Here is a 26234-nt window from a genome sequence, read left to right on the forward strand (position 1 = left end):
CATGATTTTCCTCTGAAACCTCCATATTTTCAATTTGCAAAATGCCTTATATTGGTATAAAATAAAAATGATTAATTAAAAGAGAGCGGCAGGTAAAATAATATGTACAAAATCAACTTCAAAAAACCAATCCATCTTCATTTTATCGGCATCGGGGGCATCAGCATGAGCGGCCTTGCCGAAATCCTGTTAAAAGAAAATTTCCGCATTTCCGGCTCCGACGCCAGAACTTCCGAACTGACAGAGAAACTGGAACGGCTGGGCGCGGAAATTTATCCGGGCCAGCGGGCCTCCAATATAAAAGAAGACATTGACGCAGTGGTATATACTGCGGCCATCCATGCGGACAATCCGGAATTAAAAGCTGCTGTGGACCGGCAGCTCCCCACTCTCACCAGAGCTGAACTTCTGGGCCAGATTATGGACAATTACCAGCAGTCCATCGCCGTATCCGGCACCCACGGCAAAACCACCACCACTTCCATGATTACCCAGATTCTCCTGGAAGCCTGCGCAGACCCCACCGTATCCGTGGGCGGTATCCTGAATTCCATTCAGGGAAATATCCGTGTGGGCGGCTCAGACGTATTTTTAACGGAAGCATGTGAATATACCAACAGTTTTCTGAACTTTTACCCCAGATATGCCCTCATATTAAATATAGAAGAAGATCATCTGGATTTCTTCCAGGATATTGATGATATCCGGCGCTCATTCCGGCGCTTTGCGGAAAATGTGCCTCCGGAAGGCACGCTGATAATCAATGGAGAAATTGAAAATATTCCGGAACTCACCGAAGGGCTTTCCTGCAGCATTGCCACTTATGGACTGGCCCCCTCTGATTCATATTATGCTGACAATATCGTTTTTAATACTCAGGGATGCGCAGACTTTACGTTAATGTACAAAAACAGGGCTCTTGGCCCCGTTTCCCTGAGCGTACCCGGCATTCACAATGTAAGCAACGCTCTGGCAGCCTGCGGCCTGGCTCTGGAACTGGGTATTTCTCTGGAACACATCCAGTCTGCCCTGGCAGGCTTTGAAGGCCCTGAGCGGCGGTTTGAATACAAGGGAAGCCTTGGCGGCATTACCATTATCGACGACTATGCCCACCACCCGGCTGAAATCACCGCTACCCTGACTGCAGCCCAGAATTACGGCAGCCACCGTATCATATGCGTGTTCCAGCCCCATACCTATACCCGCACCAGGGCATTTATGGACGAATTCGCCGCTTCCCTTTCCATGGCGGATGTGGTGGTTCTGGCGGATATTTATGCGGCACGGGAAACGGATACGCTGGGCATCAGTTCCCGCAACCTTCAGGAAAAGTTACAAAACCTCGGAAAGGAATGTTACTATTTTCCCTCTTTTGACGAAATTGAAAACTTTTTATTAAATAAATGTATAAACGGTGATTTGTTGATAACTATGGGTGCCGGAGACATTGTACAGGTGGGAGAACACCTGCTGGGGAAATAGTTATCCACTTTATCCACATTCAAACTGGATAACTTTTTCCAATTTGGATGTGGATTTTTAAGTTTACATAACATATTTTTCCCCGTTGAGAAGATTTCCGCATTTTTCCGGCTTTCCCGGATTTTCTTCTGTTACCATAAGATTTCCCGGTTCGCTTATCCACATTATCCACCCTTTCCACATTTACGCAATCCCTTGATTTTACTGGGTTTTCAGGAAAAATTTTGCTTCTCATTTTGATTTTTATGTGCTATACTTTAATCCACATTAAGAGATTCAGATTATGACAGGAAAGGAAATCATCACGGTCCGCCCTGTGACCAGTAACGGAAATTTACCTGGAGGATATTATGGCAAACATTACATTAGGCAAAGACAACAATCATTCTACAACGGAAATTCCCAACCGCTTCATTGACGAATACATGACCGGCGCCAACGGAGAATTTGTAAAAATATACTTATATCTGCTCCGCTGCATGAACGCGCCGGGATGCAGTTTTTCCATTTCCGCAACTGCGGACAGGTTCGACCACACGGAAAAAGATATTCAGCGGGCATTGAAATACTGGGAAAAAATGAATTTGCTGCGGCTGGAATACGGTGAGGACAAATCTATTTCCGGTATCTATTTCCTGGACTCTGACGCTGCCTCCCCCAAAGACGACGCAGTTCCCCTGAAGAAGGCAGCCACTTCCGCAATACAGAATCCGAAACAGGAAGAATACTTTTCCGAAGGCCAGAAAGCAGAATCTTCACGTCCTGCCCCCGCGCCCCAAAAGCCTTCTTATACCGCGGAGCACATGGCAGCCTTTCAGGAAAAGGAAGAAGTCCGGGAGCTTCTGTTTGTGGCGGAAAGTTATCTGGGCAGACCTCTGACTTCCACCGATATCCAGACGTTGCTTTACTGGTACGACGGCCTGGGCCTTTCTGCGGATTTAATCGTCTATCTTCTGGAGTACTGTATTGCCGGCGGCCATTCCAGCCTGCATTACATGGAGAAAATAGCTTTAAGCTGGAAAGATTCCGGCATTACAACCGTAACCCAGGCCAAGCAGAACATCAACACCCACAGCCAGCTTCACTATGCAGTTCTCAAATCCCTGGGTATTCAGGGACGGAACCTGATTCCTGCGGAATCCGCTTATCTGGATACCTGGAGTAAAGAGCTGGGATTCGGGCAGGATATGATTACCGAGGCCTGCAGCCGTACGATTCTGAATATTCATCAGCCTAATTTTGAATACACGGACCGTATTCTGAGAAACTGGCACAGACAGAACATTCGTACTGCCGCTGACATCCGAAAGGCTGACGCCTCTTTCCAGGCTTCGAAAACTGCGGAAAAAGCAGCCAGGTCCACTCCCATACGGACAGCCGCCGCAAACCGGTTCAACAGTTTTCCCCAGCGCACCTATAATCTGGAGCAGCTGGAAGCGGAGCTGTTAAACAGTGCACAGTGAAAGCCTTAATCATTACATATTACCCAAAAGGAGGCTTCCATGGCTTTAAGCAATACACAGTACAATACTTTAATCCGGCGTTATGAAGACAGACAACTGGAAAACCGTCATATTGTGATGGAACGGATGGACAGGCTCTACCGTCAGTATCCAAGGCTGGCAGAAATTGATAAAACGATTTCTTCTGCTTCTGTGGCCCAGGCACGGAAACTGATGGAAGGGGATGACCAGGCTCTTTCCCGTCTGAAGGAAACCATTGCAGGCCTTACTGCCGAGAAAAAGCAGATACTGACAGACCATGGATATCCCGCTGATTATTTTGACCCTCCGTATCAGTGCCCGGACTGTAAAGACACCGGATATATCGGCAGGGAAAAATGCCACTGTTTCCGGCAGGCTGCCATAGACCTGGTCTATACCCAGTCTAATCTGCGGCAAATCCTGGAGCTGGAAAATTTTCAGAATTTAACTTATGATTATTATTCCGATACACGGAAAAACCCCTCTACCGGACTGACCAGTCTGGCCACTGCAAAGCAGGCGGTGGCTCTCTGTCTGGATTTTATCAGAAATTTTGACGAGGAGTTTCACAACCTGTTTTTCTATGGAGATACCGGTATCGGCAAGACTTTTCTGTCCAATTGTGTTGCAAAAGAACTTCTGGATTCCGGACATTCGGTTATCTACTTTACCGCCTCCTCTCTGTTCCGTATTTTTGAGAAAAATGTGTTTGGCAGAGAAACGGAGTACAGTGAGGACTACCGGAATATTTTTGACTGCGATTTGCTGATTCTGGATGATCTGGGCACGGAGCTTTCCAATGCTTTCACATCGTCTCAGTTATTCCTGTGTCTCAATGAGCGCATTCTGCGGCGGAAATCTACGATTATTTCCACCAACCTGAGTCTGAGTCAGCTTGTTGACACATACTCAGAGCGTACTTTTTCCAGAATTTCCAGCAAATACACCATGATAAAGCTGTTCGGAAATGACATCCGCCTGCAAAAAAAGCTGGGACACACCCGGCAGACAGGAACGTAACCCATCCCAACCGGGCTCACAGGTACACAAAAACATTTTCAATATATATTTATGGAGGACTTACCATGCAGCGTAACGAACGAAACTATGAAACTATCCCTACCGGCTCTCTGGGCATGATTCCCCTGGAAAGCTGCCGGGAACTTGGCGAAATGGTGAACCGCTACCTTGTACGGTTCCGTGCGGAACGGGAACACGAACATGAAAATGACATTGCGTTCCGGGGTTATCAGAGAGACACCTATCTGATGGAGTGCCACGCCCCCCGTTTCGGCACCGGCGAAGCAAAAGGCACCATCAAACACTCTGTCCGCGGTTACGATTTGTTCCTTATGGTAGATGTGACCAATTACAGCCTTACCTACACCGTATGCGGCCATGAGAACCATATGTCTCCCGACGACCATTATCAGGATCTGAAACGTATTATCGCCGCTGTAGGGGGAAAAGCCAGAAGAATCACCGTCATCATGCCCTTTCTCTACGAGAGCCGCCAGCACAGGCGCACCGGCAGAGAATCTCTGGACTGTGCCCTTGCACTTCAGGAATTAATCAGCATGGGTGTGGACAATATTATCACCTTTGACGCCCACGACCCCCGCGTGCAGAATGCCATCCCGCTTCATGGCTTTGAGACGGTACAGCCCGCTTATCAGTTTATCAAAAGCATTCTCCGGGAAACGGATGATCTGCAGATTGACAGCGATCACATGATGGTCATCAGCCCCGACGAAGGCGGAACCAACCGTGCGGTATATCTGGCAAATGTCCTGGGCCTTGATATGGGAATGTTCTACAAACGCCGGGATTACAGCAAGATTGTGGATGGCCGCAATCCTATTGTGGCTCATGAATTCCTTGGTTCTTCCGTTGCAGGCAAGGACGTGCTGATTATCGACGATATGATATCCTCCGGCGACAGCATGATTGACGTTGCCACAGAACTGAAAAAACGCCATGCAAACCGCATTTTCGTTGTGGCCACCTTCGGTCTGTTCACCAACGGGCTGGAGAAATTTGACAAGGCTGTGGAAGAAGGTATCATCTATAAAGTGGTAACCACCAACCTTACTTACCAGACGCCTGAATTATTAAGCAAGCCTTACTATATCGACTGCGATATGAGCAAATACATTGCCTACATTATTGATACCTTAAACCACGATACTTCCATCAGTGATTTGCTGGATCCCTACGAGAGAATTGAATCTCTGGTGAAACGGTATAAGGCGGGAGAAAAAGTCAGATAAAAAAGGGGGCTGCCGCACTAAGTAATTAGTGCGCAGCTCCTTTTTATGTCCGCATCAGTTCCTGTTCTTCTGATAAGAGCTCTTACTGACAGGAGGAAGGTTACTTACCTTTTGCCCCACACAATCTGGTAATAGGACCTGGCTGTCATGGTATACACAATCCCGTAAATCAGCGCGAATACTCCTGTCACAATCAGGGTACAGACTGCAAACAGTCCCGCATTCTGCATACTGAACAGCAGAAGCAGACGGTTTATCATGGGAAACGCCACTGCAAGATGAATACACGCCATCACCAGCGGCAGGAAAAATACTTTCAGAATCTGGCTGCGGATAGCGGATTTGGCCTCTTTGGGGCTCATACCCACCTTCTGCATAATTTCAAATCGGTCTTTGTCCTCATATCCCTCGGAAATCTGCTTGTAATAAATAATCAGCACTGTTGCCATCAGGAATACAAATCCCAGAAACAGTCCCAGAAACAGGAATCCGCCGCTGAGTACCAGAAAATTCTGTCTGGAATCCACCTGATTTTCTACTCTTACCGCAAGAGCATCCTGTTCTCCCTGACTCTGATTATACAGCTCTGCCTGCCCTTTGATATTGACGGCACATTCCCGAATCTGCTGCTCTGTGCCTGCAAGATCCGCATACAGATAATAATTGGGCGTGCTTGCCCGGTCTCCGTATACTTCCTGCTGGAGGGCAAACATTTCATTCATAACGTTCTGGTCCTTTACAATCACCATATAAGTGTCGTAAATCACATTATTATCCAGCCCCTCCAGATTTATTTCATCCAGATACGTTTTAATCCGGAAATTTTTGCCGTTAAAATTATAATTCCTGTCACCGGTTCCTCCCTGTCTGACAAACACCAGAATCTCATCTTCTTCCAGTTCCTCCTGTTTTCCGGTCAGACGCTGATATTCCTCCAGGGTTATAAATTCCACCACACTCAGGGTACCTTCAACCGTTGCATTTTGGGCGCTGTTCCTGATATTCATTTCCTCCCCATTTTTCCAGATGGTCACAGACAGGGCCGTATAGTATTTTTCCTCTTTTATGTCAAGGCCCATCTCCTGTACCGCCTGGTCCAGCATTCCGCTGACCGTATGTTTCTGTTCCTCATCCGTACAGCCATATACAGTGACAGAAATATCTCTGGGACACATATGCTGAACCACATCCTCTATCCCTGCATACAGAGACAGTGTTCCCGCAATCATGACCAGCACCATGGTACTCAGAATACAGATATTGGCAAGCCCCACCGCATTCTGTTTCATCCGGTAAATCATACCGGATACGGAAATAAAGTGGCTGGTCCGGTAATAATAGCTTTTTTTCCGGCGCATCAGCTTTAATACCGCCACACTGCCCGCTGTAAATAGACAGTAAGTTCCCAGAATCACCAGAATCACTGCAAGGAAAAACAACGCCAGCGTATCCACCGGGTTTTCCACCACAATGGCAATTCCGTATCCAATTCCCAATGCCACCAGTCCAACCAGGGTCATCAACCAGCGTGTTTTCGGTTCCGCTTCCCCCTGACTTGTGCTGTGAAGCAGCTCAATGGGTCTGGTTCTGCTCACCTGAAACAGATTATACAGCAATGTCACTGCAAAAATACCCAGAAAACAGCCTGCCATCCCAATCACTGCAGAAATGGAAACCTCAAATCCGAAGGGTATTTCCAGTCCGGTAATCCGAAGGAGCACCAGCATCACCAGCTTATACAGCAAAATTCCTGCTGCCAGACCGCCTCCCACACTGATGAAGGCTACCATGCAGGTTTCCCAGAACATCATTCTGCCGATATGCCGCTTTTCCATACCCAGAATGTGAAAGAGGCCAAATTCCTTTTTCCTGCGCTTCATAAGAAAACTGTTGGTATAAAACAACAGTACCACTGCAAACATGGTAATCACCACACAGCCCAGTCCCAGTATCATTTTCAGTTCCTGGGCGCCCATCATCATCTCGTCAATACCGTCGTCTCCGGTAATTGCCAGCATAATATAATACATGGCGCCGATGCCGACAGCCGCAACAATATAAGGCATATAAAGCCTTCCGTTTTTCTTTAAATTACTGAATGCCAGCCTGCCATAGAAAAACTTACTCATTTTTCCCACCACCTGTCGTAATTACTGTAAGAGTATCGGAAATCTTCTGATACATTTCCTCATCGGTACCGGAACCCTTGTAAAGCTGATGGAACACCTGACCGTCCTTAATAAACAGCACCCGTCTGGCACAGCTTGCTGCTTTGATGGAATGGGTCACCATCAGAATGGTCTGCCCTGCTTCATTGATTTCCTGAAACTGAGCCAGCAGGCTGTCAGCCGCTCTGGAATCCAGCGCCCCGGTAGGCTCATCCGCCAGAATCAGCTGAGGGTTGGTAATCAGCGCCCGCGCCACTGCCGCACGCTGTTTCTGCCCGCCGGAAACTTCATAGGGAAATTTATTTAAAATCTCATTGATTTTCAATTTTTCCGCAATGGGCATCAGGCGCACCCGCATTTCGTTATAATTTTTCCCCGCAAGAACCAGAGGCAGAAAAATATTGTCCTGCAGATTGAAATTATCCAGCAGATTGAAATCCTGAAATACAAACCCCAGGTTCTCTCTTCGGAAAGCAGACACTTCCGCGTCCCGGATGGCGGAAAGATTCTTGCCGTTCAGCAACACCAGACCGGAGGTCGCCTTATCCAGCGCCGCCAGAATATTTAACAGGGTAGTCTTGCCGGAACCTGATTCTCCCATAATCGCCACATATTCTCCTTTTTCCACGGAAAAACTTACATCACTCAATGCCTGCACCTGATTACCGCCAAATCTGGTGGTGTATATTTTTTTCACATTACTTACTTCCAGTATTGCCATTATGTCCTCCTTACTTATAATCTGTTTGCTGTTCTAAGGACAGTATACAGGAACAGACTTCTGTCTGCCTTAACTTTGGCTTACATTTCCGGGGGATTCCTTACAGTTTTGTAAGATTTGCGGTAAGATTTGCGGTAAGGAGGGGCCCACGCAGTGGGAAGATCCCTTATCGCCTTTTCGGAAACAGTTGACCGCTCCCGGCTCCCGTGTTATGATATGCCCTGAACACCCCGGTGACAACACAGCCCCTGAGAGAAAGGAATGAGCCATTATGAAACTGACCATCTGCACATCCGAATCACAGCTTGACCATCTGAAACGCCTTTATCTGGAAGCCTTTCCGGCTCCTGAGCGCAAGCCCTTTCCCCTTCTTCTGGCAAAAAGCCGGGAAGGCCTGGTGGAACTGCTGGCAGTGGAGGGAGAAGACGACAGATTCCTGGGTCTGGCTGTTACCGTCCTGCACAAAGACATGGTGCTGCTGGACTATTTTGCCATCGTTCCCGGTATGCGGGGACAGAATGCGGGCTCGAAAGCCCTTCGTTTGCTGAAAAAACGGTATCCGGACAGAAAACTGATTCTGGAAATTGAAGATCCGGAAGAAGAATCTGATAACAGAGAAGAACGTATGCGGAGAAAAGCATTTTATATAAGAAACAACATGGTAATCATGCCCTGCTCTCTGGAGCTGTTCGGCATAAAAATGCTGCTCCTGACCAGCGGAGACAGAATTACCTTTGGGGAATACCGTGAAATATATGAAGCGGTATTTCCGGGAACCATCGCCGATAACATAAAAGAACGGTGACAAATCCGGAATCAGAACAGCAGTTTTACTGTTGTCCCCGCTCCCGGTTCAGATTCCACCAGAATCTTATGGCCCAGTTTATGCAGTATCTTCTGCACCAGATACAGGCCGATACCGGAAGCCTTTTTATCGCTTCTGCCGTTATAACCGGTGTATCCCTTATCAAAAATCCGGGGCAAATCCTCCGGCAGGATTCCAATCCCCGTATCTTTTACAGTCAGGCAGCCGTTCTCCAGATAAATAAAAATATCTCCGGCAGCAGTATATTTAATGGCATTGCTCAGCATCTGTTCCAGCACAAACACCAGCCATTTTTCATCCGTTACCACTTTTACCTGAAGAGGTTCATAGCGGAGGGCGAGCTTTTTCCGGATAAACATGGGGGCGTATTTACGCACAGCCTGCCGGATGATATCATCCAGATCATACTCCTTCAACACAAAATCATTAATACTGCTGTTTAACCGCAGATACTGCAGCACCATTTCCACATACTGCTCAATCTTAAACAGCTCTGATTCAATTTCCCGTTTCTGCCGGTAATACTGCTCCTGGTCGGGAATCTCCTGTTGCAGCAGAAGTCCCATGGCAGCAATGGGGGTTTTAATCTGATGGCTCCACAGGGTAAAATAATCTGTAATCTCCCCTTTTTCCTTTTTAAGTTCCTCTATCTGACATATCCGTGCAAGCTGAACATTTTCCAGCAGTTCCTGATAGAGCTTCTCAATATCATCTGCCGGGCAGGGCAGTTTTTCCGTACCGTTTTTCACCGCTTCCATCTGCCATTCCAGTTCCGTTTTTTTCCGGCAGTAGCGCCTGCAGTCCACAGCCAGAACCAGAACGCCCACAGCCAGACACAGACTGATGGCATAGACTGCCGGCTCCATGGGCAGCCGGTACAGATATACCACTGCGGCAAACACCAGAGCAAACACCAGATAAAGCAGAATCCCCAGTCGGTGGCGGCGGATATATCCTTTCATTCCGTGCATTGTTATTTTCCTTATTTTCCTTTCCTGCAGTCTGTTTTCCTGCTGAACAATACCCTTCAGTCCAGCGTGTAGCCGATTCCCTTCCTGGTCCGTATCATATCCACAATACCGACCTCCTCCAGCTTTTTCCGCAGCCGGGCCACATTTACCGTGAGGGTATTATCGTCAATAAAATTATCAGACTCCCACAAACGTTCCATCAGTTTTTCTCTTGTAACTATTTTTCCCTTCTGCTCCAGCAGCGTCTTCAGAATTCCAATTTCATTTTTGGTAAGCTCCACCTGAAGGCCTTCGTAGAGCACTGTCCCTTTGCTGCCGTCAAAAATCATACCCCTGTGCTCCAGCAGATGACTTTCTCCGGCAAAATCATAAGTCCGACGCAGCATGGCCTGCACCTTTGCCTGCAGCACGTCCAAATCAAAAGGTTTGGCTACAAAATCGTCTCCGCCCATATTTACTGCCATCACAATGTTCATATTGTCCGAGGCCGAGGAAATGAATATGACCGGTACTCTGGAAATCTTCCGTATTTCATCACACCAGTGATACCCGTTGTAAAAGGGCAGGGAAATATCCATCAGTACAAGCTGCGGGCTCTGCTCCGCAAAAGTCTGCAGCACATCTTTAAAATCTTCCACGCAGACCGCCTCATAGCCCCATCCCTCCATATGTTTCTGAATGGTTTTGGCAATGACCTCGTCGTCTTCCACAATCAGCAGTTTGTACATGATACCATCTCTCCTCCCGCCTTCTTTATCCTCTGGAACTGTCAATTTTGTTGCGTATTTCCTGCATCCGGTAATCCAGCCGCTCAATGGAATCGGCGCATTTCTTTAACTGGCTTACAATCTCATCCGTGTCGTCCACATCTTTCTTGTATTTCAGTTTGTGCTCCAGGCTGGCCCAGAAATCCATGGCGATTGTACGGAACTGCACTTCCACTTTCATGTATACTTTTTTCTCTGACAGAAAAATCGGCACATTCAAAATGTGGTGCAGGCTTCGATATCCGTTGGGTTTGGGATTTTTAATATAGTCTTTCTCTCTTACCAGCGAAATATCGTCCTGCTTTATCAGCAGCTCTGACAGACGGTAAATATCATCCGGGAAAGAACAGATTACCCGGACTCCCGCCACATCCGTCAGATTTTCCCGGATACTTTCCACCGTCACCGGAAATTTTTTCCGCTCCAGTTTCTCATAAATGCTTTTGGGGGACTTGAGCCTGGTCTTAATGGACTCGAAAGGGTTCCTGTTATAGGCCTGGGAAAAATCCTCATTCAGCACTTTCAATTTCGTTTCCACTTCCATAATAGCCGCCCGGTATTCCATCATCAGCCGGTTAAAAGAGCCGGAACCTCTCAGTTCTTCTTCCTGTACTTCTATAATCCGGGACTGCTTTCTCAGGGCTTCCGCCTGTTCCTCCACCTTCTGCTCCAGTTGATTTTTACAGTCAAACAGCTCTATGGCGTTCTGAATTCTTTTGCAAACGATAGAACTCTCAAAAGGCTTGCGTATGAAATCTGACACCCCCAGCTCAAAACATCTGTTTTCCACTTCTACTCTGTGTTCTCCGCTTATAATCAGCACCGGGATTTTCCCCATCCATCCCTGCTGTCTCATTTCTTCCAGAACCTCAAAGCCATCCACCCCCGGCATCTGCAAATCCAGAAGAACCACTGCGGTCTCTTTCTGGTATTTCTGCAGCTTGCAAAGGGCCTGGCCTCCATCCTCCGCCATCTCCACCAGATAATCCGGCTCTAATATGTTGCGCAGCAATTCACGGTTTATTTCCACATCATCTACTACGATTATCCTTTGCATATCCTTCTCCCTTTTAAGGTATATAATGCTTTTTATCTTACAGGAAATTCATACACTTTAGCACTTCACAGTAACACGGGGTTTCCTGTAAGATAAAAAACCCACCTGCGCTTAAATAACAGGTGGATTCTGATTTTCGGCCATTATGTCCTGTCATGACATAATGAAATTGTTATAAAATTTTTCTGAAAACTTACAGTGTTACACCGCCTGCAATTTTCTCATTGATTACATAATAAGCCATATTTTCTTCCGGTTTGATATATAAGCGAATAGATTTGATGGACGATTCTCTGTGTCCTTCTGACACGTAAGCCTGTTTTGCTCTTTCCAGAATCTCTTTTGTAAAAATTTCCTGGCCATGGAACTGGAGATAAATTTCTTCTACTTTTTCTGCTTTGGCTTCGCTTTTCTTAGCGGGAGCTTTTTTCACAGTTTTTTTAGCGGGAGCTTCTTTTTTTACTGTCTCTTTTTTGGTTTCTGCGGTCTTCTGAGTCTCTTCTGCTTTTTCTGTCGTCTTTTTTGCCTCTTTCACTTCTGCATCAACAGCACTTTCTTTTACTTCCGCTGCCGGTTTTGCTGTTGTCTTTACCGGAGTTACTTTTGCCTCTTTCTTTTCGATTGCCATCCTGGTTTCCTCCCTGATTTTCTTACTGACAGACTAAAAATTTTTCCATTGCCAACAGAGCTTCCTCTTCATCGCTTCCATCAGCCACTATATTAACAGTCATTCCTTTTGACGGATTAAATGCCATGATTCCCATAATACTTTTTGCATTGATTCGCGCTTCGTTGTTCTCCAGCCTGATCTCGCTGTCAAACTGGCATGCCACCTGCACTAACTCTGCAATTGGATTGCTGTACTCTTTAGCTACATTAGATACAATAATTTTCTTCTCGCTCATCTTATCTCTCTTTCCCATGTAATACTATCATACCAGCCGTTTCCCTGTGCTATATACCTTTATAAATATACTCCATCGGCTTTTCTTTTTCAAGTGCTTTTCTGCAAAACTGGTAATTTCCACTGAACTGATATACTTTATCCGAGAAAAACTGAACAATTTTTCAGAAATTTTTTCCTTGACAATTCTGATTATCTCCCTAAAGTACCAGCTTTATCCCTGTTTGCAGTATGCTTTATCTACCTGTATTACCACATAATGGTTCTCTCCCAACAGAGCGCGGGCTCTTTTCTGTATCTGTTCTGTTAAATCTTCATCACTGATTTTATATTCATAGGGAACTACAACATCAAAAATCAGGTTGGTATGGGTAGGCCCTGTAACCACCCGGAAATCATGCATGGTAATCACATCATCCATATCATGAATCAGCTTTTCCACCGTATGTTTCAGTTCCAGAATATGCACATCTTCCGTAACGACCGGATCCATATGAATGACTGCATCACAGTTCAGATTTCTGCGCAGCTCACCCTCCGCGTTGTCCACCACGTCATGAAGTTCCAGAATATTTCCCTCGGCCGGAACTTCCGCATGAAGGGAGATCATCAGCCGGCCGGGACCGTAATCGTGCACCAGCAGGTCGTGAATTCCGCAGATTTCCGGATGGGACAATACGGTCTCCTCAATCTGGCTAACCAGCGCTTCGTCCGGCGCCTGCCCCAGCAGAGGATTCAGTGTTTCTCTGGCCGCGCTGACTCCTGCACAGAAAATAAAAATGCCCACCAGCACGCCGCAGTATCCGTCAATCTGAATATCCCATATTTCTCCCACAATGGCTGACAGCAGCACCACCGTCGTGGCACAGGTGTCGCTCAGGCTGTCCGTGGCTGTAGCCCGCATGGCCGCAGAATCCAGTTTTCTGCCGATTCTGTAATTATAATATGCCATATATAATTTTACCAGAATGGAAAAAAATAAAATTACTGCTGTCAGTACCTGAAATTCCACCGGTTTGGGATGAATAATCCTGGAAATGGAATTCTGAACCAGTTCAAATGCCATAATGATAATGGCGCCGGACACAATAAGCCCCGCAATATATTCTATTCTGCCATGTCCGAAAGGATGACCCACATCCGGTTTTGCCCCTGCCATTTTAAAGCCTGCCAGCGTCACACAGGAAGAACCGGCGTCAGACAGGTTGTTAAATGCGTCGGCAGTAATGGCAATGGAGCGGCTGAGGGTACCTGCCAGAAATTTCCCCAGAAACAGCAGAAGGTTCAGGAAAATTCCCACCATGCCGCAGAGCATTCCATACTGCTGGCGTACCTTTGGATTTTTTACGTCATCTTTGTTCTTTATGCACAGATTTATCAGTATCGTAACCATGTCTGCCCCCTGCAATTTTTCCAATCTGTCTGCCATCCTGCTTTATGGTTTCCTGTTATTATATGAAAACTTTGCTTATTGTATCATAAATAAATCAAAAGGAAAAGTATTTTTTCATAGTATTTTTGTAAAATACGTGTTATAATTACTTTCATATTTTTGGAAAAGGAGAGTAAATTCTATGTTGGAAAAATTTTTCAAACTGGAACAAAACAACACCACGGTAAAAACTGAAATTATCGCAGGATTTACCACTTTCATGACCATGGCATATATTCTGGCCGTGAATCCCAACATTTTGTCTGTTGCCGGCATGAATCCCAGTGCGGTACTGATTGCAACAGCTCTGGCGTCCTTTGCAGGTACGCTGCTGATGGCTTTGCTTGCCAATTACCCCTTTGCTCTGGCTCCCGGCATGGGACTGAATGCCTATTTTGCCTATACGGTTGTTGTCAGTATGGGATATACCTGGCAGGTAGCGCTGTTCGCTGTATTTGTGGAAGGTATCCTTTTTATTATTTTATCCCTCACCAACGTACGGGAAGCTATTTTCAACGCTATTCCCATGACCTTAAAATCCGCTGTAGGCGTGGGTATCGGCCTGTTTATCGCTTTTATCGGATTACAGGACGCCAAACTGATTGTACACAGCGACGCTACTCTGGTGACCTATCAGACCTTTAAGGGAGAAACTTTTCACTCCGTAGGCGTAGGCGCAATCCTTGCTCTGGTGGGCGTACTGATTACCGCTGTTTTGCTGGTAAAACAGATAAAAGGCGGTATCCTCCTCGGTATCCTGATTACCTGGATGCTCGGTATCCTCTGCGAACTTGCAGGTATTTATGTGCCCTCTCCTGACGCAGGCATGTATTCTGTCATCCCTTCCGGTATCGTAAGTCTTGACTTTTCTTCTTTTAAGGAAACTTTCGGCGCTGTATTTACCATAGATTTCAGCACCCTCGAAATCGGAAACTTTCTCATCGTCATGTTTTCTTTCCTGTTTGTGGATTTGTTTGATACCCTTGGAGCCTTAATCGGTGTTTCTTCCAAAGCGGACATGCTGGATGAAGACGGAAAACTTCCTCAGATTAAACCGGCTCTTCTGTCTGACGCTATCGCTACCTGTGTGGGCGCTCTGTTCGGAACCTCCACAACCACCACTTATGTGGAAAGTGCTTCCGGCGTAACAGCAGGCGGGCGTACCGGGCTGACCTCACTGACCACGGCATTACTGTTCCTGTTATCCGTTATTTTCTCCCCCTTGTTCTTAAGCATTCCGTCTTTTGCCATTGCGCCTGCTCTGATTATTGTGGGATTCTACATGATGGGTTCTGTCATGAAAATTGACTTTGAAGATATAGCCGAAGCGATTCCGGCGTTCCTGTGCATTATTGCAATGCCGCTGGCTTACAGCATTTCAGAGGGAATTTCCATCGGTGTGATTTCCTGGACTGTTATCAACCTGCTGACCGGAAAGGCCAAAGAAAAGAAAATCAGCATTCTGATGTATGTGCTGACGGTTCTGTTTATTCTGAAGTATATCTTCTTATAAGCACCTTTTTAGCACCTGAATCTTTATATGAAATCAAACCCCCGCAGCCTGTCCGCGGGGGTTTTTCATTTTTTCATTCCGCACCATAAATCTCCCAGGCCGGATAAGCCTGGTCAAAATGATACCCCAGCTTTTCTGCCAGCCCCACAGACCAGAGATTCTGAGCATCCCAGCTGGGATACCAGCCCCGGTCCAGACATTCCAGAATCAGCTTCGCGCCGCACACGGAAGCCAGCCCTTTTCTTCGGTGGGACTGCTCCGTTCCGATTTCCACTTCAATACCTCCCTGATACACCGTATAGGAGGAGGCTCCCGCCACCAGGTTCCCCTGCCGCACCACTGCCGCGCCCAGCCCCCGTCTGCGGTACTCCTCATAATCTGCATACTGAGAAGTAAAGTCCAAAGCCCAGGGCAGCTTACGGGTCTGCTCAAAGATTTCCTCATCTATGAGTTTCACTTCATAGCCTGGTTTCAGGCTGCTTACGATTGTTTCCAGCCTCTTCCTGTCGAAGATTCCCGGTTCCTTTTTGATGGCGTACCGTTCCACCTGTTTGCAGCGGCCTTCGTAAGCTGCCTCAATTTCCCTGGCCCAGCCTTCTCCCGTTTCATCCAGCGGCGGCACCATAATCAGAAATGCCCGGCTTTTACTTCCCACTTCCTCTGTTACCAGCTCCCGGTTGGGTCTGCCTGCAAAAAAGCAGAAATCCGCCAGCAGGATTCTGGCGGAAACAGGCTGTTCCGGGGAATCCGCCCAGGCCTCTCCCATGCAGCCCTGCAGGCAGGACCAGATGAGAGATTCCTGCCACCCTGCAAATAAGGGGCTGATGCGCTCCATATGGTCTTTTTCTATTTTGTAAATACTCATTTGCATACCCTTCCATATATATCAATTATCCGGCAATTGCTAACCTGTTCCATTATCAAAATTTCATGTACAATTACCACAATTGCTCTTAAATATTTTCATCATACAAAAGGTCGAAATGCCAGACGCACCGAGCATTCCAGCGAGCCTCTGAATACAAAGAATCATGTTCAGCAGAGGCTTCCATGCCTCTTTGAGTCTCGCTTCCATGGTGCTGAAATGCATTTCTCACCTTTTGTATGAGAAAATATCTGCACTCAAACTTTCCAAATTGTACATGAAATTAATATAGTTATTAAATTTCGCAATTACCTGTATCAATTATCCATGCTCTGTGAAACTTTTCACATATTCCAGTACAAAATCGGAAAAATACCCGTCCTTTTTCGGATAAAAAATATGCTCCTGACGAATCTGTTCAGCCGCCAGACTTTTCTCCGCCAGAGCAATGTCTGCTTCTTCCAGCATGGAAATGTCAAATCTGCTGTCTCCTGCTGCGATTGCCTGCCGGGGCTGTATCCGCTTCCGGAAACGTTTTACTGCTTCTCCTTTGCTGAGGCTCCTGGGAATCACATAGATTTTTACGCCATGGGAACAGATTTCCACCCGGCTTTCATCCAGGCGGGACTTCAGACCGGCCATGGTTCCTTCCGGCCGGGCGCTTTTGGTAAATACAAAAAGCCCTTCTATATTCCGGATTTCAAAGGTTACCTGGGTATCCTGCTCCAGAATCTGTTCTGCCAGCTTTAGTTCTTTCCGGCAGTCTGCAGTGAGGGCTCCGGATTCCTCATACCAGTCTTCGTCCTTTTTTCCATGTACCAGAAGAACGCCTCCGTTGCACACCAGTGCATATTCCGGCGGAGGCGTTCCAAATGTAATTCTCTGATACTGTTCTACCGTTCTGGTGGTGGCGGGCACAAACAGCGCCTGTCTGCGCACCTGCTGCAACAGGCTCCAGGACATTTCCGTCATAAAGGAAATGTCCCTGCCCTGATACTGTTCCACCCATGTTACGGGAGCATTGATTTCGCGCTTATAAGAATAAATCAGCGTGTTATCCAAATCTGCAAAAAATACTGTTTCAGCCTTCCCCGGCCATGTATGAGAGTTTTTCATCTCATTACCCTTCCACAATGGCTTTCCGCACCAGATCCACAGGAATCATGGTAACTGCCAGAAGGATTACAGCCACCCATCCGGTAATGCCAAAGGGCACGCAGCTGAACATGTTTCCAATCCAGGTAAAGGCTTCAAAAGGTATCAGCGCCGCATTTACAATGACAGCCTGTACCAGAATAATGATAAAAAATACCTTCAGGAACCCGGTATTTTCATTAAGCCCCCGGAAAATGGCAAATTTCTCATCTCTCACGTTAAATCCGTTGAACAGGGCGCTGACAATAAACAGCACAAAATAACCTGTCAGATGCTGTTCTTCCGTTTCAAACAGATTCTGGAAGAAAGGCAGCTTCAGATACAGAAAGCTGAGAATCACAAGCCAGGCCCCCATGGTTACAATCTGGGCCATCATCTTTTTGCTGACAATGCTCTCGTCTCTCCTTCTGGGTTTCTCACTCATATATTTCTTAAGGGCCGGCTCATTGCCAAGCATAATAGCTCCCAGTCCGTCCATGACCAGATTTACAAACAGCAGGTGAGTTACTTTCAGAGGTTCCTCCACCCCAAAGAAAGGCGCGATGGCGCTGACTACCACGGCCGCCACGTTAATCACAAGCTGGAACTTACAGAATTTCAGGATGTTATGGTAAATGGTTCTGCCATACCAGATAGCGTCCTTGATGGATTTAAAGTTATCATCCAGGATTACAATTTTTCCGGCTTCCTTGGCTGCTTCCGTTCCGCTTCCCATGGCAAATCCCACGTCGGCCCGCTTCAGGGCCGGAGAATCGTTGACGCCGTCTCCGGTCATACCCACCACCAGATTCATTTCCTGGCAGAGGCGTACCATTCTGGACTTATCCGTAGGCAGTGCTCTGGCAATGACCCGGATATGAGGAATAATTTTCTTCACTTCCTCATCGGACATTTCATTTAACTGGGCGGAAGAAAGGGCTCTGTCCGAATCTGAGCGCAGCAGTCCCGCGTCTTTTGCAATGGCAACAGCAGTTTCCAGACGGTCTCCGGTTATCATAACCACCTGAATTCCGGCTTTCTGCACTTCCTCGATGGCCTCCCTTGCCTCCGGCCTCACATCGTCCCGGATGCCCACCAGTCCGATAATCACAATATCTTCATTGATTTTATTTTCCACCAGCTCCTGTTCGGAATAACCGAATGCCAGCACACGCATGGCTTTGGAAGCCAGTTCGTCAATCTTCTTATCCAGAACAGCCTTGTCCATATCCCGGAGTGTTCCGTTTCCGTCCAGATATTTTCCGGCGAAGGCCAGCAGACGTTCCGGAGCTCCTTTGTAAAAGGTTTTGCCCACACTGTCAATTCTGGCCTGGCTGAATTTATTGGTGGAATTGAAGCCCTGGGATTTGGATACGGAACGCTCTTTGTCCGCCTCCAGTGTCCGGAAGGTTTCTTCTCCGATAAATTTCATCAGAGCCTGGTCGGTGGCATTTCCTCCGATAACCCGGTGTTCCCCGTCAAACATGGACTGGGTATTTTTTCCGATAGCAAGATTCAGCAAATCTTTCACATTCTGATGGCTGTCCAGCTCCGCAATGGGAATAGACGTTCCGTCGGCGGTAAAGAAATCCACCACTTCCAGCATACCTTTGGTAATGGTTCCTGTCTTGTCGCTGAACAGAATGTTCAGGGAGCCGGCTGTCTCAATACCTTCCGCTTTTCTCACCAGTACGTTATGGTCCAGCATTTTGCTGGTATTCTGCATAAGCACCAGAGAAATCATCAGGGGCAGGCCTTCCGGTACGGCACAGACAATGATTACCACCGCCAGGGAAACCGCGTTGACAATATCTTTGATAATTACTTCAAATCCGGAAGCGAAATATTCAGATACGCCGCCTGCGGATACGATAAAGTAAATAAAATACAGCACTGCTATCACAATGGCGCCGATATAGCCGAAGGTGGAAATCTGTTTCGCCAGTTTGGCCAGCTTTACCTTCAGCGGGGAATCCGGCTCGCTTTCCTGCATTTCCTCAGCCATCTTGCCCATCATGGTTTTCAGGCCCACTTTGCGCACATCCAGTACGCCTTCTCCGTCAAACACCACAGCGCCCCGGAACAGGGAATAAGAATCCACAAAGGTATCTCCTGTGATATCTTCTGCCAGAGCAGTGTCTGCAGAAGTTTCCTTTTTCTTACACTCTTCCGCCTCTCCGTTCAGAGCGGAGTTGTCCACGCTTAAGGCTCCTGAAACGAGAATTCCGTCTGCGGGAATCTTGTCTCCGGACTGAAGCAGTACCTTGTCGCCAACCACCACGTCGTCCACGTCAATCACTGTAATTATGTCGTTCCGGTGTACTTTACACTTGTCCTTTTTGGTACTGTCTTTTAATTCCCGGTATTTGGTATCGCTGGCAACTCCGGTTTTGGCTGACACTACAGCCACAATCAATACGGCCACAATCGTTCCCAGGGGTTCATAAATTTCCGCATATCCAAAGAAAAACATCACAATCATAAGTGCTGCAATGGCCAGCAGTATCTTAATCATGGGGTCTCCGAAGGTTTCCTTAAACTCCTCCCAGAAGGTGGTGGGTTCGGAATCCGGAATCTCATTGGAACCGTGCTGCTCTCTGGAAAGTTCCACTTCCTTATCTGTAAGTCCTTTAAACTTCATTCTGTATCTCCATTTTCTTTTTTAATATTTTCATTAAAAGAATGCGTTTGCACATTCTCCGCGCGCAAGCGGATTGCATGACAATAAATTTCAGCTCCGCAGGCTGCGTATATTTGTTTTTCTCTCATAGGAAGTCCATATAATTTAACACTTCACAGTAACATAGTATCCCCTGCAAGAGAAGAAACAGTCATGGGCCCCTTTTACCTCAGGCTCCATGACTGCATGGTTCATATCATGTTTACATATACCGGTTGGCCAGTTCTCCGATTCCTGTATCGCCGGTTCCCTGTCCGATGGCGTTGAATTTCCACTCGCCGTTATGGCGGTAAACTTCCCCGAAAATCATGGCGGTCATTCCGGAATAGTCCTCAGTCAGATTGTACCGGCACATTTCCTTATTATTTCTTCCGTCCACCAGGCGGCAGAACGCATTCTGAATCATGCCGAAATGCTGTTTTCTCTGTACTGCCTGATAAATGTTGACCACAATCACAATTCTGTCGTACTGCTGAGGCACGCGGGACAAATCCACCACAATCTGCTCGTCGTCCCCGTCTCCGGCCCCGGTGAGATTATCGCCCATATGGAGCACCCCACCGGATTTGTGCTGAAGATTGCCGAAGAATACCACATCTTCTTTGCCCGCCAGTTTTCCGTTGCTTAACAGCAGTGCGGAGGCATCGCAGTCTATTTCCTGCGGCTTGGGCGCAAACAGTCCCTTCTTTTTGCGCTGCACCTCATCCCAGCCCAATCCTATCAGTATTTTGGAAAGTCCTGCATTCTCTTTCGACAGGCTGACTTTCTGTCCTTTCTGTAAACTAATCGACATCTGTTTTCCTCCTTGTCCCGGATCTGTCGCCAGTTTTATGCAACTTCAATACCATAATGGCCGCACAGTGCGGCAAGCCCGCCCTGGAATCCGCTTCCGATGGCATTGAATTTCCACTCGCCGCCATGGCGGTACAGTTCTCCTACCACCACTGCTGTCTCAATGGAGAAATCCTCCCCCAAATCATAGCGAATCAGTTCCTGACCCGTGGCGTCGTCCACAATCCGGATAAAGGAATTGGATACCTGTCCGAAGTTCTGGCGTCTCGTCTCGGAATCATAAATGGTTACGGTAAACGCAATTTTGTCGATTCCCATGGGCACCTGAGACAAATCAATTAAAATTTCCTCGTCGTCTCCATCACCCTCTCCGGTCAGGTTATCACCCATATGTTTTACGGAACCGCTGGAGTGTTCCAGATTACTGTAGAAAATAAATTCTTTCTCGCTGGGACATTTTCCGTTGGGCCCTAACAGAAACGCCGCTGCGTCCAGATCAAAATCCGCACCGGAATCGAACGCGTTCACATCCCATCCCAGTCCTACCATAATGCTCTTTAATCCGGGATTTCCTTTGGTTAAATCAACTTTCTGTCCTTTTGTCAAATTAATTGGCATGGTACAAATCCTCCTTTACTCTGTTCAGTTTTTCTTGTCCGGCATATGATACATCCTGTGGAACTCCGTTTTGATACCTTCAAGCCTTATCTGATCCTGCTGCCGCTGCTTTCTGGCATTTTCCTGAATCTGTCTGGTCTCGTCAATACCGTTCACAATGGTCTTCCAGGTTGTTTCCAGTGTTTCAATTTTGATGGAGCTTCCGGAAGCAAGCTGTGCTGTCATTTTAGACTGCTCCACCGTATTTCTGGCGTTTTTCACCAGCATTTCATTGGTCTTTTCATCCAGCGCGGACATGGCGTCTGCCTGAATTCTCTGTCTCTTCAGCATAATTGCCTGTGCCAGCGCCTGTTTAAACACCGGAAGGGTAATAATAAATGCTGAATTAATTTTTCTTACCAGGTTCATATTGCTGAATTCCATGGTTCTTATCATGGGAATGGACTGCATGGCCACGCTTTCCGCAGTCCGCAGGTCCTGGGTTCTCTGCTCTAACATCATCAGCGCCTGCTGCAGACTCTGGAGCTCAAACTGAATGGAATTGTCTCCGGTGGCCTCAAAATCTGCCTGCCGGCTGGCAATGTATTCCTCCAGCTCCCGGCAGCCCTGCTCGCCCGCCAGAATATATTTTACCAGATCATGATAATAATTTACATTGGCCTCAAACATCTGCTCCAGTTTCCGATTGGACTGTTTAATTTCCGATTCATACTGTTTTAACTGCACATAGATTTTATCTACTTCATCTCCCATAGTATGATACTTGGCCAGAATTTTATCCAGCTGCTTTCTCAGATTTCCAAACATTTTGCCGAACAGCCCCGGATTCTCCTTCAGCTCTTCAATATCGAATTTGTCCATCACTTTTGCCAGGGTATTCAGCATTTCGCTGGAATCATCAAGCTGCGACATGTTCATGCTGTTTAACACCACATCGGAAGCCTTGGAAATTTCCTCTGCCGCTTCCGCACCGAAGGAAACAATGGTCTCCAGATTATGCACCTCAATGGTGCTGACCAGGGCGTCCACCTCCACAGAATTGGTCAGGGTATCATTCATCTGCTGACGGTCCGCCGCAATGTCGTACTGCTCCACCACTTCAATTTCATTTCTGGTGCCCGGTACGGTTACAGGCTGCTGCACTGCAGGTTTACTAAAATCAAGTCCCATATTCAACTACCTCTCTTAAATATTCTGTCGCGCCAGGACTGACGCGGGTTAGATGGAAGCCTTCCAAAATCCGGTATCTGCAAATCATACATATACTCGCCTGTCTGGTGTTCTTCCATGAGTTTCCTGTTAAAATACTTCTCGATACACTGATAGCCTGTGGGAATAAAAAATATCACATCGAATCCCGTCAGGTTCAGAAAGGATACCAGAATGGAATCCTCCAGGGAAATCATTTCCTCCGTTGTATTGATATATATAAATTTCGGATTTTTCCGGGTAAAATCAAATTTCTGTATCAGCCGGAGTATCTCTTTGTTCAGATTGAGAATGGTGGAAATAATAGTGTACTCCATTCCGTTCTCAAAGGTTCCTTTTATAATTCTCTGCTCAATCAGAAGCTGCAGCTTGTCCAGCATGTGTTCCTGAATCTCTTCCCGCAGAAACCCGTAAGGATAATGGGGATGATTTTTGATTTTCTCTCTCCGGAGTTTCCCGTTCTTAAAGAACTCCGTCACATAAGGTTTCATGGGATTCAGATCTGTGGGGCTGATATAAGGCGCTTTCTTCACCACAAAGGCGTTGTCTGTGGCCAGCCTGCGGATGCTGCTCCAGTATGCGGAAGTTCCGTTTTTCACTCCGGATACTTTTGCATAAATGACCGGGAGACTGACCACCCCTTCTGTGACGCCGAAATTAGGCCTGTATTTCAGTTCCTGGTCCCACAGCAGCTCAATTTCCTCATACATGGTCTGCAGCGTCACCGCATTTGCCTTGCCATACTGCTGATTCCGGTAAAGTCCTGAATCCTGATACATGACGGTATCCAGTTCCCGCTCCGCATGATAGGCGGCAGTTCCCATCTGAACCTGAGAACTGTCCTGAGGAAACCGTTCCACTTTGAGGGATTCCGTATAGTGCACCTCACAGAGCCAGGAATCCTCCAGGTAGCATGTTGTGCTTAAATCAGGTTGTAAAATTAATACATCCAGGGGAAGTTCTGCCAGAAACCTCAGAAACATGGCTTCCTGTTCCGTTTTGCAGCCGCCCAGATAAATCACACAGCCAACCTCCGGCATGTGCCAGCGGGAAAATAACTGAGACTGGTATCTCTGAAGCCAGCACAGAAGATAAACCGCCTGCCCGGTCAGTTTATTCAGATTCCGGCCCGCCTGCCCGGTCTGACTGTTCCGGTTCTTCTCCTCCTGTCCGGTCTGATTCCCGGCCCCGTTCATCTGACGGGAGTTTCCCAGCATCACATTAAGAAATGCCCGGTGCATCAGCTTCTGAAGTTCCGGCTCTTTGCCGTATTTTATATTATGCAAAGACAAATCCAGCAGCATCTGCTCCTCATCTCTGTAAGTGTTTCTGCGTATCCCGCTGATTTCCTCCGGGGTGGGGGCGGGAATCCCATGTTCCAGAATCAGAAGGTTTCTGCCTCTGTTCTTTGCTTCCTGTCCGAACTGATACCACTCATTCAGATACGTCAGTTTGTCCTCAACTCCGGTAATCCGGCAGAAACAGTTGTAAAACAGCCCGGAATCCTTCCCCCGGCTCCCGGTATCCTTTCGGATATTCTCCGGTATCTCTCCTTCCATCCAGGCATTGGTACAGGGCAGAACCTGCGGAGGCGGCCCGTAAAGCCTCTGCATGTTCCTTTCCTGTTCCATCTGCCGGCGAAGATAACGAAGGGAAAAATCCTCCGGAAAGGGCCCCAGGTTCTGTGCCTGCCAGGCACGGGAGAATCTGGAAGCCGGATCCAGTTTCAGATAGTTCTCATCGCCCCGGTACTGCAGGAGCACAATATCGCAGCCTGCATGGGACAGTATATTCAGCAGTTTTAACTCGTAATTGCTGACTTCTCCCTCATAGAGTATTTTGGGAAGGCTGTTTTCTCCCAGACTGTTGACAATGCGTTCAAACTTATAGTAAAGCCAGCACATGAATTTGATATATGCATTTTTCAGCATATTTTCATTCTTGCCTTCCCTGCGCATGTCCTCCAGGGTATCATAAATGGACAGAGCCATCTGATTCCTCTGATAATCTCTCATCCTGGGAAGCCACTTCTTCAGGCTTGCGGAAATAAACCCCGTGCTCATCTGAAATTCCATTCCCATGATTTCCTCATAGTAATCCAGATTCCGCTCAGCCGGATTCGGAATTCTCCCCTCAATTACCACACCTGCAATTCTTGCCGCCTCGTAGTATTTCTGAATAAACGCCTGTATCTCACTGCTGTATCCGCTGATACGGCAGAAAAATACTGCCTGTGCTCCCCGGCTGTCCAGATTCAGAAAATAATCCTGTAAATCCTGAAGTTCTTTTTGTTCAAACATATATTTTCACAATCGCTTTCCGCTTCTCTTATCTGCTCTGCCTTTTACTGTAATTTGTCATTTTATTTTTATTCATCACATATCCCAGGGACGCTCCCACAATACCGCCCAGAATATGGGTCAGATTTGACACATTATCCTGTATAAAAATTCCCTGATATACCTGCTGACCGATATAGATAACCGCCACCAGCAGAAAGGTAATGGGAATGGCTCCGTCTTCCACACAGGTGATGGAGGACAGCAGAATCAGGGCAAACACCACGCCGCTGGCTCCCAGAAGCCCCACGCGGGGAAAGAAGATGAAATGTACCAGTCCGGTAGTCAGGGCAGTGGCCAGCATCACAAACAGCAGATTGGCCGAACCGTATTTTTCTTCCAGCAGCGGCCCTACCACCAGAATCAGCGTGATATTCCCAAAGAAATGCTCCCATCCTGCATGGCCCAGCACATGTCCGAAGAAACGCAGGTACGTCAGGGGACTCAGCAGAGAGGAGCGGTACACGCTGAATAACATGCGGTTGGTAATTCCCCCGGTCACATCATTCAGGAGCATGGCCAGAAAACAGATGATGGTAAAGCTCAGAATCACCGGGGAATTAAAAGACAATCTCAGTTTTTTATGTTCTGACATGGATTTGTCTCCTTTTCAGATTACAATTGAAGTATAAGTACTTTTATGCTATGATACATGCACGGAAAGTCAGAAAGCGTCCGGCGGCTTACCCTCTTCCAAAATGGAGGGATACCCCTTCCAGATTCCATCCTGTTATCGGGATAAGAAGAAAGGAGGGTGAACTTATGATTACATACACGGAGCTCATTCAGTTCGGTATTTTCATTGTTGCCCTTGTGGGACTGTGCCACACAGTCCCACAAGGGAAAAAATAGCCGCCACTACTGGGAATAGTGACGGCTAACCTTATAAAAGGTTTCATGCTGTTCTAGCTGTTCAGGGCAGGCCGCTGTTCTGGCTTTCCTTCTCTTCCCAATATAGCATATTATCTGTATCATTTCAGGTCTGCTTTTTATTATATATTT

Annotated in this window: 24 protein-coding genes; 7 read left to right on the forward strand and 17 right to left on the reverse strand. The window is 47.1% G+C overall.

Annotated elements, in window-relative coordinates:
* Positions 1-102: 102 nt before the first annotated feature.
* From murC to VSQ32_14340, 4 genes are all read left to right on the forward strand, one after another.
* Positions 103-1482, forward strand: coding sequence for a UDP-N-acetylmuramate--L-alanine ligase (murC, locus tag VSQ32_14325; GenBank protein MEH2944003.1), 1380 nt, complete (start codon positions 103-105; stop codon positions 1480-1482).
* Positions 1483-1832: 350 nt separating this feature from the next.
* Positions 1833-2945, forward strand: a complete 1113-nt coding sequence (locus VSQ32_14330) for a DnaD domain protein (protein MEH2944004.1) — start codon at positions 1833-1835, stop codon at positions 2943-2945.
* Positions 2946-2984: 39 nt separating this feature from the next.
* Positions 2985-3986, forward strand: coding sequence for an ATP-binding protein (locus tag VSQ32_14335; GenBank protein MEH2944005.1), 1002 nt, complete (start codon positions 2985-2987; stop codon positions 3984-3986).
* A gap of 65 nt (positions 3987-4051) precedes the next feature.
* Complete coding sequence (locus VSQ32_14340; GenBank protein ID MEH2944006.1) at positions 4052-5236, forward strand: ribose-phosphate pyrophosphokinase; 1185 nt, start codon at positions 4052-4054, stop codon at positions 5234-5236.
* A gap of 104 nt (positions 5237-5340) precedes the next feature.
* Here the strand turns inward: VSQ32_14340 and VSQ32_14345 are convergent, their stop codons facing one another.
* On the reverse strand, positions 5341-7365 hold the full coding sequence (locus VSQ32_14345; protein ID MEH2944007.1) for an ABC transporter permease: 2025 nt from the start codon (positions 7363-7365) through the stop codon (positions 5341-5343).
* On the reverse strand, positions 7358-8125 hold the full coding sequence (locus VSQ32_14350) for an ABC transporter ATP-binding protein (protein MEH2944008.1): 768 nt from the start codon (positions 8123-8125) through the stop codon (positions 7358-7360). Before VSQ32_14350 ends, VSQ32_14345 begins: the two co-directional genes overlap by 8 nt.
* Before the next feature lie 271 nt (positions 8126-8396).
* Here VSQ32_14350 and VSQ32_14355 point away from each other — a divergent pair, with 271 nt between their 5' ends.
* On the forward strand, positions 8397-8930 hold the full coding sequence (locus tag VSQ32_14355; GenBank protein ID MEH2944009.1) for a hypothetical protein: 534 nt from the start codon (positions 8397-8399) through the stop codon (positions 8928-8930).
* A gap of 11 nt (positions 8931-8941) precedes the next feature.
* Here VSQ32_14355 and VSQ32_14360 read toward each other — a convergent pair whose 3' ends face one another.
* From VSQ32_14360 to VSQ32_14385, 6 genes are all read right to left on the reverse strand, one after another.
* Positions 8942-9922, reverse strand: a complete 981-nt coding sequence (locus VSQ32_14360; protein MEH2944010.1) for a sensor histidine kinase — start codon at positions 9920-9922, stop codon at positions 8942-8944.
* Positions 9923-9978: 56 nt separating this feature from the next.
* On the reverse strand, positions 9979-10650 hold the full coding sequence (locus VSQ32_14365) for a response regulator transcription factor (protein ID MEH2944011.1): 672 nt from the start codon (positions 10648-10650) through the stop codon (positions 9979-9981).
* Between the two features lie 25 nt (positions 10651-10675).
* Positions 10676-11746, reverse strand: a complete 1071-nt coding sequence (locus VSQ32_14370; GenBank protein MEH2944012.1) for a response regulator — start codon at positions 11744-11746, stop codon at positions 10676-10678.
* A 193-nt stretch (positions 11747-11939) separates the two neighbouring features.
* Entirely contained in the window at positions 11940-12374 is a 435-nt protein-coding gene (locus VSQ32_14375) for a DUF6465 family protein (GenBank protein MEH2944013.1), read from the reverse strand.
* 22 nt (positions 12375-12396) lie between these two features.
* On the reverse strand, positions 12397-12651 hold the full coding sequence (locus VSQ32_14380) for an HPr family phosphocarrier protein (GenBank protein MEH2944014.1): 255 nt from the start codon (positions 12649-12651) through the stop codon (positions 12397-12399).
* A gap of 213 nt (positions 12652-12864) precedes the next feature.
* Complete coding sequence (locus VSQ32_14385) at positions 12865-14043, reverse strand: cation diffusion facilitator family transporter (protein MEH2944015.1); 1179 nt, start codon at positions 14041-14043, stop codon at positions 12865-12867.
* 181 nt (positions 14044-14224) lie between these two features.
* On the opposite strand from VSQ32_14385, the gene VSQ32_14390 reads away from it, so the two are divergent.
* Positions 14225-15595, forward strand: coding sequence for an NCS2 family permease (locus VSQ32_14390; GenBank protein ID MEH2944016.1), 1371 nt, complete (start codon positions 14225-14227; stop codon positions 15593-15595).
* Positions 15596-15668: 73 nt separating this feature from the next.
* Here the strand turns inward: VSQ32_14390 and VSQ32_14395 are convergent, their stop codons facing one another.
* The 9 genes from VSQ32_14395 to VSQ32_14435 all read right to left on the reverse strand — a co-directional run bounded on the left by VSQ32_14395 (position 15669) and on the right by VSQ32_14435 (position 25827).
* Complete coding sequence (locus VSQ32_14395) at positions 15669-16460, reverse strand: GNAT family N-acetyltransferase (protein MEH2944017.1); 792 nt, start codon at positions 16458-16460, stop codon at positions 15669-15671.
* Between the two features lie 321 nt (positions 16461-16781).
* Positions 16782-17576 (reverse strand): HAD hydrolase family protein, encoded by a 795-nt coding sequence (locus VSQ32_14400; GenBank protein ID MEH2944018.1) that lies wholly within the window; start codon positions 17574-17576, stop codon positions 16782-16784.
* Between the two features lie 4 nt (positions 17577-17580).
* Positions 17581-20235 (reverse strand): calcium-translocating P-type ATPase, PMCA-type, encoded by a 2655-nt coding sequence (locus VSQ32_14405; GenBank protein ID MEH2944019.1) that lies wholly within the window; start codon positions 20233-20235, stop codon positions 17581-17583.
* Complete coding sequence (locus VSQ32_14410) at positions 20232-20363, reverse strand: hypothetical protein (protein ID MEH2944020.1); 132 nt, start codon at positions 20361-20363, stop codon at positions 20232-20234. The genes VSQ32_14405 and VSQ32_14410 overlap by 4 nt, the downstream gene beginning before the upstream one ends.
* Positions 20364-20476: 113 nt before the next feature.
* Positions 20477-21067, reverse strand: a complete 591-nt coding sequence (locus tag VSQ32_14415) for a TerD family protein (GenBank protein MEH2944021.1) — start codon at positions 21065-21067, stop codon at positions 20477-20479.
* Positions 21068-21102: 35 nt separating this feature from the next.
* Positions 21103-21684, reverse strand: a complete 582-nt coding sequence (locus tag VSQ32_14420; protein ID MEH2944022.1) for a TerD family protein — start codon at positions 21682-21684, stop codon at positions 21103-21105.
* 24 nt (positions 21685-21708) lie between these two features.
* Positions 21709-22854, reverse strand: coding sequence for a toxic anion resistance protein (locus tag VSQ32_14425; GenBank protein ID MEH2944023.1), 1146 nt, complete (start codon positions 22852-22854; stop codon positions 21709-21711).
* Positions 22855-22856: 2 nt separating this feature from the next.
* Complete coding sequence (locus VSQ32_14430) at positions 22857-25193, reverse strand: YceG family protein (protein ID MEH2944024.1); 2337 nt, start codon at positions 25191-25193, stop codon at positions 22857-22859.
* Between the two features lie 28 nt (positions 25194-25221).
* Complete coding sequence (locus VSQ32_14435; protein ID MEH2944025.1) at positions 25222-25827, reverse strand: rhomboid family intramembrane serine protease; 606 nt, start codon at positions 25825-25827, stop codon at positions 25222-25224.
* Positions 25828-25994: 167 nt separating this feature from the next.
* Here VSQ32_14435 and VSQ32_14440 point away from each other — a divergent pair, with 167 nt between their 5' ends.
* Entirely contained in the window at positions 25995-26084 is a 90-nt protein-coding gene (locus VSQ32_14440) for a putative holin-like toxin (GenBank protein MEH2944026.1), read from the forward strand.
* The last annotated feature ends 150 nt before the right edge of the window (positions 26085-26234 follow it).

The organism is Lachnospiraceae bacterium JLR.KK002, from assembly GCA_036941025.1.
GTDB lineage: Bacteria > Bacillota > Clostridia > Lachnospirales > Lachnospiraceae > Petralouisia.